At 48.4% G+C, this 13,625-nt stretch carries 13 protein-coding genes; all 13 read left to right on the top strand.

Going from position 1 to position 13,625, the window contains the following annotated elements:
* The first annotated feature begins 162 nt into the window (after window positions 1–162).
* Entirely contained in the window at window positions 163–999 is an 837-nt protein-coding gene (tatC, locus tag ACY69O_RS06095) for a twin-arginine translocase subunit TatC (RefSeq protein WP_462332576.1), read from the top strand.
* 26 nt (window positions 1,000–1,025) lie between these two features.
* Window positions 1,026–2,483: a menaquinone biosynthesis decarboxylase gene (locus ACY69O_RS06090; RefSeq protein WP_462332575.1), complete on the top strand. Its 1,458-nt coding sequence runs from the start codon at window positions 1,026–1,028 to the stop codon at window positions 2,481–2,483.
* Entirely contained in the window at window positions 2,476–3,324 is an 849-nt protein-coding gene (locus ACY69O_RS06085; RefSeq protein ID WP_462332574.1) for a 4-hydroxybenzoate octaprenyltransferase, read from the top strand. The genes ACY69O_RS06090 and ACY69O_RS06085 overlap by 8 nt, the downstream gene beginning before the upstream one ends.
* A 32-nt stretch (window positions 3,325–3,356) precedes the next feature.
* Complete coding sequence (gene folD, locus ACY69O_RS06080; RefSeq protein ID WP_462332573.1) at window positions 3,357–4,220, top strand: bifunctional methylenetetrahydrofolate dehydrogenase/methenyltetrahydrofolate cyclohydrolase FolD; 864 nt, start codon at window positions 3,357–3,359, stop codon at window positions 4,218–4,220.
* Between the two features lie 77 nt (window positions 4,221–4,297).
* A complete protein-coding gene (locus ACY69O_RS06075; RefSeq protein WP_462332572.1) occupies window positions 4,298–5,965 on the top strand; it encodes a formate--tetrahydrofolate ligase in 1,668 nt (555 codons plus the stop codon).
* A 14-nt stretch (window positions 5,966–5,979) separates the two neighbouring features.
* Window positions 5,980–6,723 carry a methylenetetrahydrofolate reductase gene (locus ACY69O_RS06070; RefSeq protein WP_462332571.1) on the top strand — a complete coding sequence of 248 codons (744 nt, stop codon included), beginning with the start codon at window positions 5,980–5,982 and terminating at the stop codon, window positions 6,721–6,723.
* A gap of 21 nt (window positions 6,724–6,744) precedes the next feature.
* Window positions 6,745–7,593, top strand: a complete 849-nt coding sequence (locus tag ACY69O_RS06065) for a sulfide/dihydroorotate dehydrogenase-like FAD/NAD-binding protein (protein ID WP_462332570.1) — start codon at window positions 6,745–6,747, stop codon at window positions 7,591–7,593.
* Window positions 7,593–8,990, top strand: a complete 1,398-nt coding sequence (gltA, locus tag ACY69O_RS06060; RefSeq protein WP_462332569.1) for an NADPH-dependent glutamate synthase — start codon at window positions 7,593–7,595, stop codon at window positions 8,988–8,990. Before ACY69O_RS06065 ends, gltA begins: the two co-directional genes overlap by 1 nt.
* A gap of 45 nt (window positions 8,991–9,035) precedes the next feature.
* The gene (locus ACY69O_RS06055) at window positions 9,036–9,641 is read left to right on the top strand and encodes a 3'-5' exonuclease (RefSeq protein WP_462332568.1); all 606 of its coding nucleotides are present in this window, start codon (window positions 9,036–9,038) and stop codon (window positions 9,639–9,641) included.
* 113 nt (window positions 9,642–9,754) lie between these two features.
* Window positions 9,755–10,399 (top strand): amino acid ABC transporter permease, encoded by a 645-nt coding sequence (locus tag ACY69O_RS06050; RefSeq protein ID WP_462332567.1) that lies wholly within the window; start codon window positions 9,755–9,757, stop codon window positions 10,397–10,399.
* The gene (locus ACY69O_RS06045; protein WP_462332566.1) at window positions 10,380–11,159 is read left to right on the top strand and encodes an amino acid ABC transporter ATP-binding protein; all 780 of its coding nucleotides are present in this window, start codon (window positions 10,380–10,382) and stop codon (window positions 11,157–11,159) included. Before ACY69O_RS06050 ends, ACY69O_RS06045 begins: the two co-directional genes overlap by 20 nt.
* A gap of 20 nt (window positions 11,160–11,179) precedes the next feature.
* Complete coding sequence (locus tag ACY69O_RS06040; protein ID WP_462332565.1) at window positions 11,180–12,424, top strand: N-acetylmuramoyl-L-alanine amidase; 1,245 nt, start codon at window positions 11,180–11,182, stop codon at window positions 12,422–12,424.
* A gap of 196 nt (window positions 12,425–12,620) precedes the next feature.
* The coding region (locus ACY69O_RS06035; RefSeq protein WP_462332564.1) for a hypothetical protein at window positions 12,621–13,625 on the top strand (1,005 nt) is incomplete at its 3' end.

Genomic DNA, 13,625 nt, shown 5'->3' with positions numbered 1-13,625 from the left:
GAAGAACGCATAGAGAAGGCTGCCAATGACAGCTCGGTACAGGAACTGAATGAAGCTGACAGCAGGGAAGAAAAACGCCCGGCAGGACAGACAGGAAGTGTAGTCCATCCTGTGGCGCTTTCTGACGATACTCCTATTGATGAGCGTGAGGAAGCTCCCGGCATTCCTTTTGAGGAAGAGCCTGAGGAGGAAGCTAAGGCTGACGAAGCCGATGAGGCTGCAGAGGATGAATCTGACGACGAGTCCGAAGAGGATGAGTCTGAGGAAGAGGATTCCGAAGAGGATGAGAAAAAAGAGGATGAGGACGAGAGCAGCATGACGCTTATCCGTCATCTTGAAGAGCTCCGCACACGTATCATCAAGTCGCTTCTGGCTGTAGCTGTAGGAAGCGGCATTTCGTATTACTATATCGAAGAAATCATGCACTACATCACGATGCCTTCCGGCAAGCTGTACTATCTGCAGCCGGCAGAGGCGTTCTTTACTTATATCAAAATCGCGATGTTCGCAGGATTTCTTTTGGCATTGCCGGTTGTTTTTTACCAGATTTGGCGGTTTGTGCTTCCTGCGCTTACGGTGAAGGAAAAGACGATTATTGCTCTTTTGGTACCTACGTCGGTTATACTGTTTTTCAGCGGACTTGCGTTTTCGTTTTTCCTCGTTTTGCCCGCTGCGATGCAGTTCTTTGTGGGCTTCAGTACCGCTGACCTGCAGCCGATGTTCTCGCTGAATCAGTATTTCAGCTTTGTTATGTCGTTTATTCTGCCATTCGGTGCGGTATTTGAGCTTCCGCTTGTTGTGGTGGTAATGGCAAAAATGGGGCTTATTTCGTCATCGTTTTTGATGAAAAAGCAGCGTATTGTTCTGTTCCTGGCATTCATTGTGGGCGCGATTGTTTCTCCGACACCGGATATTTTCACACAGTCCATGATCGCAATACCGCTGTTCCTTCTGTATGAAGTAAGTTACCTTATCGTTCGTTTTATATTGCACAAGTAATTATTACTCGTTAGGGAGGCTTGACCTTGGCTTATAAAGATTTACGGGAATTTATTGATGTACTTGAGAAGAAAGGCCTTTTGAAACGAATTACCGCAGAGGTTGACCCTGAGCTTGAGATTACGGAGATTACAGACCGTATATCGAAAAAAGAAGGCAAGGAAAATGTTGCCCTTCTGTTTGAAAATGTAAAAGGTTCTTCCATGCCGGTGCTTATGAATGCGTTCGGAAGCTACGAGCGTATGGCACTGGCACTGGGAGTAGAAAAACTTGATGATGTGGCAGACGAAATCAGAAAGCTTTTGCGTCTGCCGTATATTTCTTTATCGCACAAGATGGATTTGCTGTCCATTATTCCTCTTGCAAAGAATGCGATAAACTTTCCTAAATACGTAAAAAATGCTCCCTGTCAAGAGGTCGTCGAGATGGACCCTTCTCTCGACGATATTCCTATTTTGAAATGCTGGCCTCAGGACGGGGGGCCTTTTGTGACGCTTCCTTTGGTGTTCACCAAGAATCCCGAAACGGATAAGCGCAATGTCGGCATGTACCGTCTGCAGAAGTACGATTCGAAAACGACGGGAATGCACTGGCATATTCACAAGAACGGTGCGGATAACTACCGTGACGCGAAGGCGAAGGGCATGACACGTCTGGAGGCTGCTGTGGCTATCGGAACTGACCCTGTGCTGACATACGCGGCTACGGCACCGCTGCCGAGAGATATCGACGAAATGGTTTTTGCGGGCTTCCTGCGTCATAAATCCGTTGAAATGGTAAAATGCAAGACCGTGGATATTGAAGTCCCTGCAACGAGTGAAATCGTCCTTGAAGGCTATGTAGACGTTGATGAGAAACGCCGCGAAGGACCTTTTGGAGACCATACGGGATATTATTCTCTTGCAGATGATTATCCTGTTTTCCACATTACCTGCATCACGCACCGCAGGAATCCTATCTACGCCGCAACTGTAGTCGGCAGACCGCCTATGGAGGACTGCTATATCGCTAAGGCGACAGAGCGTATTTTCCTGCCTCTTTTGCAGCAGATGATTCCTGAGATTGTAGATATCAATCTTCCGCTTACGGGAGTATTCCATAACTGTGCCATGGTTTCAATCAAGAAATCATATCCTCAGCAGGCAAAGAAGGTCATGCAGGCAATCTGGGGCATGGGACAGATGATGTTCACGAAGATGATTATTGTTGTGGATTCACATGTCAACGTGCAGGACGAAAAAGAGGTCTGGTGGCGCGTATTCAACAATATTGATGCACGGCATGACCTTGTGTTTGTGGACGGACCGCTTGATGTCCTCGACCACTCTTCTCCAATGGCCAAGTGGGGCACAAAGCTTGGCATTGATGCTACAAAGACATGGCCGGAGGAAGGTCATACGCGCGAGTGGCCTGATGAAATTACCATGACAGATGAAGTAAAGGAACGCGTAACAAGGCGCTGGAAGGAGTTTGGACTTGAATAAGCTTAAAGCTCATATCGAAAATATAGCGCTTCATCATACGATTTTTGATCTTCCGTTTGCTTATATGGGAGCTTTTCTGGCGGCAGGCGGAGTACCTGATATGCTTGTGCTGCTCTGGATTACGCTTGCCATTACGGGAGCGAGAAGCGCGGCTCTTGCCATTGATAACCTTGTGGATTTGAAATATGACCGCGTACATCCTCGTTTTACGCGCCGTCCTATGGTAACGGGTGCTGTAAAGCCCTGGGAGGCAAAGCTTTTAATCGTGGTGAGCCTGCTGGTATGCATTTTTGCGGTATATCAGCTTCCGTCTATATGCATAAAGCTGCTGCCGCTTGCGGCACTGCCCTTTGTCATATATCCGTTCATGAAACGTATTACGTGTGCCTGCCATGCCGTTCTCGGTGTTTCGATAGCTATGGCTCCTGCCGGCGGCTGGGTTGCCGTACGCGCCTCAATTGACTTTGAAATGATTGTTCTTTGCGCGGCGGTAGGTATATGGATAGCGGCATTTGATGCCGTTTACGGCGCTCAGGACGAGACATTCGACCGTGAGCAGGGACTGCATTCACTGGCAACAGCTGTCGGTGCAGCAGCGGCTATGAATATGGCGAAGGTTTTTCATGTATTATGTATTGGCTGTTTTGTATGGCTTGGTGTTATAATGAATTTGTCGTGGCCATATTATCTGGGCGTTGGCATTGCTGCAGTGACGCTTGTTTATCAGCACAGCCTTTTGAAGCCTGATGACTTTCACAATCTCACACAGATGTACTTTATGCGCAACGGTATTGTATCTGTTGCAATGTTTGTCTGCACCTGGGTGGGCTTTTATATTTGATTCAATATATCTTAGGGAATGGAGTGTAGGGTATGACAGCAAGAATTTTATCAGGAAAAGAATTTGCTGCACGTATCAAAGAGGAGGCAAAAGCACAGGCAGAAAAGCTGCGTGAGGAAACGGGCGTTATGCCGGGCCTTGCAGTGGTTATTGTCGGTGAGGACCCTGCGTCGCAGGTTTATGTACGCAATAAGCATAAAGCATGTGAAGAGCTCGGGCTTCATAATGTGAGTGTCGAGATGCCTGAGACAACCACACGGGAAGAGCTTCTGAAAAAGATAGATGAACTCAATGCAGACCCGAAAATTCACGGTATTCTTGTTCAGCTTCCGCTTCCGAAATCCCTGCAGGCAGCAGAGGCTGAGGTGCTTGAGCGCATTGACCCGAATAAGGACGTTGACGGCTTCCACCCTGTGAATGTAGGACGTCTTTCAAATGGAGCAGGCTCTCTTGTTCCGTGTACTCCGGCAGGCTGCATCCGTATGCTTGAGCTGGCGGAGATTCCGATGGACGGCGCAAACGCAGTCGTTATCGGACGAAGCAATATCGTAGGCAAGCCGATGTTCAATCTGCTTTTGCAGCATAATGCGACGGTAACGGTTGCTCATTCCCATACAAAAAATCTTGCCGAAATCACAAAAAAAGCTGATATACTTGTAGCTGCGGTAGGAAAACCGGGTTTTGTTACGGCAAATATGGTAAAACCGGGTGCGGCTGTTATCGACGTTGGTATCAACCGAATCGCGCCGAAAAAACTGGTAGGCGACGTAGACTTCGAGGCTGTTTCGGAGGTTGCGGGAGCTATCACTCCTGTACCGGGCGGAGTCGGTCTTCTGACGGTGGCAATGCTTATGCAGAACGTTGTCACAGCTGCAAAGCTGCAGCTTAAAAAGTAAATAAAGTAAGCATCAAAAAGATTTATACGTGTTTTTCCTTGATTCATATACTTACGAAGCCTAAGGAGGAAGTTGTAATGAAATCAGATGTTGAGATTGCACAGGAGGCTGTTATTCAGCCGATTACGGAGATTGCCGAAAAGCTCGGACTGACGGCTGATGAAATCGAGCAGTACGGCAAATATAAGGCAAAGATAACGCTTGATGCATGGAACCGCGTGAAAGACCGTCCGAACGGAAAGCTGGTTCTTGTAACGGCTATCAATCCTACGCCGGCAGGCGAGGGCAAAACGACTACAAGTGTCGGACTTGCCGATGCTTTCCACGCAATGGGTAAAAATACGGCTGTTGCGCTTCGTGAACCTTCTCTTGGACCGTGCTTTGGTCTTAAAGGCGGTGCGGCAGGCGGCGGATACGCGCAGGTCGTTCCTATGGAGGATATCAATCTGCATTTCACGGGCGATTTCCATGCCATTACAACCGCTCACAATCTGCTTGCGGCAGTAATTGACAATCATATCCAGCAGGGGAATGCTTTGGATATTGATGTGCGCCGCATTGTATGGAAGCGTGTTCTCGACCTCAACGACCGTGCACTTCGCCATGTCGTCATCGGTATGGGCGGAAAAGCGCACGGAGTTCCGCGCGAAACAGGCTTTGACATTACAGTTGCCTCTGAGATGATGGCTATTCTCTGCCTCGCTGACGGCCTTGAGGATATGAAGAAACGTCTCGGTGAAATTGTCGTTGCATATACGCGCGACGGACGTGCAGTACGTGCAAAAGAGCTCAATGTAACGGGTGCTCTCGCGCTGCTCTTTAAGGATGCAATCAAACCGAAACTCGTACAGACTCTGGAAGGAACACCGGCATTTATTCACGGCGGTCCGTTCGCAAATATCGCACATGGCTGCAACAGCATCATGGCAACAAAATTCGCTCTGAAGTTTGCTGATGTTGTTGTTACTGAGGCAGGCTTCGGCGCTGACCTGGGCGCAGAGAAATTCCTTGATATCAAATGCCGTTTTGCGGGCTTCAACCCTGATGCCGTTGTTATCGTTGCGACGGTCCGTGCGCTTAAAATGCACGGCGGACTCGCCAAAAACGAGCTCGGAAAGGTTGATATGGAAGCACTTGATAAGGGAATGAATAACCTTCTCAAGCATATTGAAAATATCCAGCAGTTCGGCCTGCCGGCAGTCGTTGCTGTCAACGCTTTCCCGACAGATACGCAGGAAGAGCTGGATTTCGTCAAGGAAAAATGCATGGACCTCGGGGCGGAGGTTGCTATTTCCGAGGTTTGGGCAAAAGGCGGTCAGGGCGGTATCGAGCTTGCAGAGAAAGTAACCGCGGCAATGGAAAAACCGAGCTGCTTCGGTACGCTTTATAATGTTGAGGCGTCCATTCCTGATAAAATCGGTACTATTGCGAGAAAGATTTACGGCGCTGACGGCGTAGTATTCACAAGCGATGCAAAGAAACAGCTTAAAGAAATTGAAGAGCTGGGCCTTGATAAAATGCCGATTTGCATGGCAAAGACACAGTATTCCCTGTCTGATGACGCAACGAAGCTGGGCTGTCCGACAGGCTTTACGATTACTGTACGTGAGCTCAGAGTTTCGGCGGGCGCAGGCTTTATCGTAGCCCTTACAGGAAATATCCTCACTATGCCGGGTCTTCCGAAGCATCCGGCAGCTGAAAATATGGACATAGATGAGGCCGGAAAAATAACCGGACTCTTCTAACAGGAGGAATGCGTATGAAACGGTTGTCTATTGAGCTTGTCCCCAGAAGTGAAGAGGGCCTCAGAGAAGACCTTACAATGCTTAAAAACATTGATCTTAAGATTGATGTTATCAATATTCCGGATCTTCTGCGTTTTGACATGAGAAGCTGGGAAGGCGCGGTTGCCGCACAGGAATTTTATCCTGCTGCAATTCCGCATATCCGTGCTATGGATATTGACCTCACAAAGCCTCTGCCAATGGCAAGATATTTCAAGGAGCATCATATTCATGAGGTGCTTGTCATTGAGGGCGACCCACCGCAGGATATGAAGCATACGGTTTATCCGACCGTATCGACGGATGTTATCCGTAAATTCCGCGAGGAGCTGCCGGGTATACGTGTATATGCAGGTATTGACCAGTACAGAGGCAGCATGCAGCAGGAGGAGTATCGTATCCGCCGCAAGCTGCAGGCCGGTGCTGCGGGATTTTTCACACAGCCCTTTTACGATATGCGTTTCCTTGAGATGTATCAGGATATGCTTGACGGTCTTGAGGTTTACTGGGGCGTTTCGCCGATTCAGTCGGCACGCTCGCAGAGCTATTGGGAGCTTAAAAATCATGTTGTATTCCCTAAGAGCTTTGAACCGACTCTTGAATGGAGCATTGACTTCGGTAAGCGTGTTGTTGAGAACGCAGACAAGACAAACAGTAATGTTTACATCATGCCTATAAAGGGAAATCTGGAAGAATATCTTAAAGGAATTTTTCAGTAAAACATAAGAGGTGTTGTCCGTATGTTTAAAATTCTTGAGAAAAAAGAACTTTCACCGGGCGTTTTTCAGATGGTTATAGATGCACCGCGTATCGCGAAAAAGGCACTTCCGGGGCAGTTTATTATTGAGCGCGTTGATGAAGAAAGTGAACGAATCCCTTTGACTATAGCGGACTTTGACCGTGAAAAGGGAACGATTACGTTGATTTTCCAGGCTGTAGGTGCTTCTACAGAGCTTTTAGCTGAGCAGAATGAGGGGGATTCCATTCTTGACCTGGTAGGCCCTCTCGGCAAACCGTCCGAGGTCAGTGAAGGTATCGGAACGGTTGTATGTATCGGCGGAGGAATCGGAGTCGCTCCTGTATATCCGATTGCACGCGCAATGAAGGAAGCCGGCAATAAGGTTATTTCCATTATGGGTGCCCGCAGCAAGGATATCCTCATCATGGAGGATGAAATGCGTGCGGTTTCCGATGAGACTCTCATTACTACAGATGACGGAACCTATGGAATTAAGGGCTTTGTTACTACTGCACTGGGACAGCTTGTTGAACGCGGTGAAAAGATTGACCGTGTTTACGCTATCGGGCCTGTCGTAATGATGAAGAGTGTTGCAGATGCGACGCGTCCGCTGGCTCTGCCTACTGTCGTGAGCCTTAACCCTGTTATGGTTGATGGCACTGGAATGTGCGGCGGCTGCCGTGTTCAAGTGGGAACTGAAACAAAGTTTGCCTGCGTTGACGGCCCTGAATTTGACGGTCATCTCGTCGATTTTAACGCGCTTCGCACACGTCAGGGAATGTACCGCGATATGGAAGCTGAAGCCGAAAAAGACCATAAATGCCGTATCGGACTTGGGAGGAATGCATAATGGCATTGTCACTTAAAAAACATCCTATGCCGGAGCAGGCACCTGAGGTCCGTGCGCATAATTTTGAAGAGGTTGCTCTCGGATATGACGAGGAAACGGCAGTAGCAGAGGCAGAGCGCTGCCTGCACTGCAAAATTCCACAGTGCCGCAAGGGCTGCCCTGTGGGAATAGATATTCCTGAGTTCATCGCTAAAATCAAAGAGAAGGATTTTGACGGGGCAATTTCAAAAATAAAAGAATCAAGCTCACTGCCCGCTATCTGCGGCCGTGTGTGCCCGCAGGAAAATCAGTGTGAAAAATACTGTGTGCTGGCTAACAAAGGCGAGGCTGTGGCTATCGGGCGTCTTGAGCGCTTCGCTGCAGACCGCGAAATGGCGCAGAACCGTCCTGTCGAACCGATACATTACGCTGATGACGCGAAGAAGGTCGCTGTTGTAGGTGCAGGCCCTGCAGGTCTTGCATGTGCGGGAGACCTTGCACGCAAAGGCTACCGTGTGACGATTTTTGAAGCTCTGCACACGGCCGGCGGTGTTCTTTCCTACGGTATTCCGGAATTCCGTCTTCCGAAGGAAAAAATTGTTAAAAAAGAAATCGCCAACCTTGAGGCAATGGGAGTAAAGATTGAGCTGGACAGCGTAATCGGACGTCTTTACACTGTTGATGAGCTCATGACCGAGGAAGGTTTTGACGCCGTTTTTGTAGGTACGGGTGCAGGTCTTCCGAGATTCATGGATATTCCGGGTGAGAATCTGAACGGAGTTTACTCTGCCAATGAATTCCTCACACGCTGCAATCTCATGAAAGCATATCAGTTCCCGAAATACGGAACTCCGCTCCGTGTAGGCAAAACGGCGGCAGTAGTCGGCGGCGGAAATGTCGCAATGGATGCGGCGCGCACGGCTTTGCGTCTCGGCGCTGAGCATGTATATATAGTTTACCGCCGCGGAGAAGAAGAGCTTCCTGCAAGACGTGAAGAGGTTCTTCATGCAAAGGCTGAGGGAATTGATTTCCGTCTTTTGCATAATCCTGTTGAGGTCATTGGTGACGATAAAGGATGGGTACGTGCACTCAAGTGCATAAAAATGGAGCTTGGAGAGCCTGACGCGTCAGGTCGCCGCAGCCCGAAGGCTATTGAAGGCTCGGAATTCGAGCTGCCTGTCGATACGGTCGTCATGGCTATCGGACAGGGACCGAACCCGATTGTTGCTTCGACAACTCCGGGAATGGAGATTAACAAACGCGGAAATATCGTGGCTGACCCTGAGACAGGGGCTACCACAAAGCCGGGTGTCTTTGCCGGCGGAGATATCGTTACCGGCGCGGCAACGGTTATTCTGGCGATGGGTGCAGGCAAAAAGGCGGCAGCCGCTATTGACGAGTACCTTAAGAATAAGTAGTATCTTTGCCTCCTTCGGGAGGCAATTTTTTTGGAGGGAAAAATTTTGCTCAATTTTACAGCCATCGACTTTGAGACGGCGACCCGATACAAAAATTCCGCATGCAGTGTAGCGGTTGTTGATATCGAGGACGGAAAGATAGTGGACAAGTATTACACGCTGATACGTCCGCCCAGAATGGAATTTGACCCGTATAACATAATGATTCATCATATCACTCCCGAAATGGTACAGGATGCTGAGGATTTCGCAGGAATATGGCCGGCCTTGAGAAAGCACCTTGAGGGGCGTATTGTATTGGCGCATAATGCCGTGTTTGATATGAGTGTGCTGCGCTCATGTCTTTTGACACATGACATAGAAGCACCTGAATTTTTGCAGGGCTGTACGGTCCAGCTCTCGCGGAAGGTATGGCCTGAGCTTGTAAATCATAAGCTGGATACTGTGGGACATTTTTTGAATGTCGATTTCAAACATCATGATGCGCTGGAGGATGCACGCGCATGCGCGGCAATTCCGTTGGCTGCTGCACAGACAGTGGGCGCAGAGGACATTCCTTCGCTTTTCTCGTCGCTTCGCGTTAAGCTGTCGGAATTTGACCCGAATCCGCACACTCGAAATACATATTCATACGGGAGGAAAAGCCGTTGAATTCCCCATTGAGGCTAGAAAGGTTGTTTTATATGTCCATTTGAGGTAGAATATTTCTATTAGTGCTTTGCCGCTTTTTTCCTTTCGCGCGGTAAAGAAAAAGGGAGATATACATGGATAAATTTTTGGAAACAACTCTTTCAATCCTTGCGGGTTCAAAGATAACGCTTGAGATTTTTGCGGCAACTCTTGCGCTTTCACTGCCGCTGGGCCTGCTTGCTGCGCTGGCCCGTATTTCGAAAATCGGTGTACTTAGAAAGATTACCGAGCTGTATATATGGATTATGCGCGGTTCGCCGCTCATGCTGCAGCTTTTGTTTGTGTACTTCGCGCTGCCGCTTGTGGGTATAAAATTTGACCCGCTTCCGTCTGCGCTTTTGGCGTTTATTTTGAACTACGCGGCTTATTTTGCGGAGATTTTCCGTGCAGGCATCCAGTCTATTGAGCGTGGACAGTATGAGGCTGCAAAGACTCTCGGCATGACTTACGTGCAGACCATGCGGCGCATTATTCTGCCGCAGATGATTCATCGTGTGCTTCCGCCTGTCAGCAATGAGACCATCAATCTTGTAAAGGATACATCTCTCATTTATATCCTTGCAATGAATGATCTTCTGCGTGTTGCGCGTACAATCGTGCAGCGCGATTTTGACATGACGGCATTCTTTATTGCGGGTGCATTCTATCTGGCAATGACGGCAGTGCTTACATGGATGTTTAAGAAGCTGGAGGCACATTATGGCAAATACGACGTGTAACGGAGAGCTCATGCTCGATGCAAAAAATATTCATAAACAGTTCGCGGACACAGATGTACTTAAAGGCATCAGCTTTTCCGTTCACCGCGGTGAGGTTCTGGTAATAATCGGGCCGTCCGGCTCCGGTAAAAGCACTATGCTCCGCTGCCTCAACCGTCTTGAGGAGGTTGACAGGGGAGAGATACAGGTCCGCGGAGATTATCTTGTAAAAGAAGAAAACGGAAGTGCCGTTTATGCGGAAGGCAACGAAGCAAGAAAGATTTTAGGCTCTATGGGCATGGTTTTTCAGCAGTTCAACCTTTTCCCGCATATGACTGTGCTTGAGAATCTTCTTGAAGCGCCCATGCAGGTCAAAAAGATGACGCGTGAGGAAATTCTGCCCGTTGCGGAAGAGCTTCTGAAAAAAGTAGGTCTGTACGATAAAAAGGATTCCTATCCGGCACGTCTTTCAGGCGGTCAGCAGCAGCGTGTTGCAATCGCACGTGCTTTGGCTATGAATCCCGATATAATGTTATTTGATGAACCCACCTCGGCGCTGGACCCGGAGCTCACCGGAGAAGTTCTCAAAACTATTCGCGAGCTTGCGGCTGAGCACATGACTATGGTGGTAGTAACTCATGAAATGGCGTTTGCGCGTGAGGTAGCAAATCATGTTATTTTCATGGCAGACGGTAATATTGTAGAGCAGGGAAGTCCTGAGGAATTATTTGGTGCTCCAAAGGAGGAGCGTACAAAGGCGTTTCTTAAGAATATGCTGTAATTTCAAAGGAGCAGGAAAGAATGATGCTTCGTTTTATTATGATGATGGCTGTAATCTGCATGATGATTTTTCAGCCTGTAAAAGTCGGGGCAAGCGCATTCGGAGATCAGGTGGCCGGCCTCGCTGAAATAAAAAATATCCGCATCGGAGTTACCGATGAGCGTGTACGTATCGTTGTGGATGCGACGAAGGAAGTTGACTACAGTACGATGGTGCTGTCAAATCCGGGCCGTGTGGTTGTGGACCTTGCGGGAGCATGGCTCAGCCCCGGAGTGGTTCGCAGTCAGGAGATTTCAAGCACCCATGCGACCAAGGTTCGTGCGGCTCAGTTCGATAAGACTACCGTGCGTATTGTTATCGAAACAAATGCCGCTAAAGGCGGCTTTGATGTGTTTTCTGTTGAGGGTGGCAGTGCGCCTTACAGAGTCGTAATGGACTTCGGGAAAACAGCGGCTGCAAAAAAGAGCGATACGCAAAAACCTTCCGAGCCTGAGAAGGAAGAGAGTGTAACGCCTGAAAAGAATGAAGAAAGCGTTACACCCGAAAAGAAGGATGAGCCCGAAGAGGTAAAGGAAAAACCGGAAGAAACGGTGAAGCCCGAGCCGAAAAAAGAGAAGATACAGGAACCCGAGCCTGAGGACGATGATGATGAAGAGGAAGAGCGTGAGTCGAAATATTCGTCAAGGCTCAAGGGAAAGAAAATCTGCATTGATCCGGGACATGGTGGAGAAGACCCCGGCGCTATAGGGCCGAGCGGGGTACCTGAGAAAACTATCACGCTCAAAATCGCAAAAGAGGTCAAACGCCTTCTTGAGGAAGCCGGAGCCAAGGTCATAATGACCCGCACGACGGATACGGAGGTATCTCCGAAGCACAGGCAGGCAACAGATATTGATGAGCTGCAGGCACGCTGCGATGTAGCGAATAAAGCAAAAGCGGATGTTTTTGTGTCAATTCACATGGACTCCTTTTCAAGCCGCAGTGCAAACGGAACAACAGGGTATTACTATATCAAGGGCTCGGCATCAAGCCGCAGGCTGGCATCAAATATTCAGCAGAATCTTTACCGTAAAATCGGAACGGAGAGCCGCGGCGTAAAAACATGTAATTTTTATGTCGTGAAGCATACGACTATGCCTGCCACATTGATTGAGGTCGCTTTTGTTTCAAATCCGAAGGAAGAAAAGCTGCTTTATTCGGACAAGGGCTCCAAAAAAGCTGCTGACGGAATCGTGCAGGGTATTTCAGATTTCTTTGAAAAATAAGCGCAGTTTTGTATGGATAAATGTTACTCCCGGTTTTCATTTTCATGATTTACGGGGAAGAAATTTTTTAACCCTAGCAGGTATGGGGCTCAGGCTCGGTGAAACGCTGACAGAGGAAGTTTTGCCACTGGCAAAACTGGAGCAAATGCGTTATAATATCGACGTTTGAGTATTTAGAAAGCGGGGAGTTTTCACAATGGAGAAAGACGCAAAAACGCATGCACTCGAAGAGATGCAGAAGCTTTTGAAAGAAGAGGCGGAAAAACGCCATAAGCAGATTATGCGCAGAGAAGTTCCTGAGGACCGCAGCCTTACGAATGCACTTATGACGCTGACACGTCAGGAGCTTGATGATATTCGCTACAATGTCGGACTTTCCGGCACAAGCAATCTTAATAAGAGCGAGCTTGTTGAAAAGCTTGTTCCTTCTATCGTTGATTTTGCACGTTCCTGGTTTGTATCTATAGTAGATGAGCAGTATCAGGCATTGCGCCATGTTTCTCAGATGGACGGTGTTTCCACTGAGTTCCGTACTGACGAGGTCCGTCTGGATTATTTCCAGAGCCTCGGTATTCTCATCAGCGGCGCGTACAAGAATAAACCGGCATGGTATATGCCTACGGAAATCCTTGAAGAGTTCCGCCGTCTTGACAGCGGCTCCTTTACTAAGGCAGTAGGCGCAAATACTGACGTTCTTCGAATCGCTTCGGGTATTCTTTTCTATTACGGCGTTCTTGACTATGATCAGCTCTTTGCGAAGGTCAAACCGTTCCTTGAAGTTGACGAGGATAACTTCAAATTCGTCGATTTCATGGGAGTTATGCTCAACGGCGCATGCTGGCAGCACAATGTCGTTACCGGCGAAAAGCTCATGCATTATTACACGGTCATGGCACCGGAGGAGCTTTATAACAGCGTAAAGGATACGGATCTTCCGTATGCAAAGCTTTCCTATACGAAGGTGTATGATGCCGGCGAGGAAAACTATATTGAGGCAACACCTGCATATAAAACGCTTGCACAGTTCTTCATGAACGCTTATGATATGGATGTTCTCCGTGCGGCAAACGTCGTAGGCGAGATTACGATTGTTTTCCAGAATGGCGGAAAAATGAAGGACGTTCTTAAGTACATTGATACCCTCGGTACGCCGAAGGTAAGTGAAGAAGAGCACGCAATCGCTCCGCTTCTTATCGCGTTC

The sequence above is a fragment of the Schwartzia sp. (in: firmicutes) genome (assembly GCF_978017985.1).
Note: the sequence above shows the minus strand (reverse complement) of the source record. Positions and strands in the feature narration are given on the sequence as shown.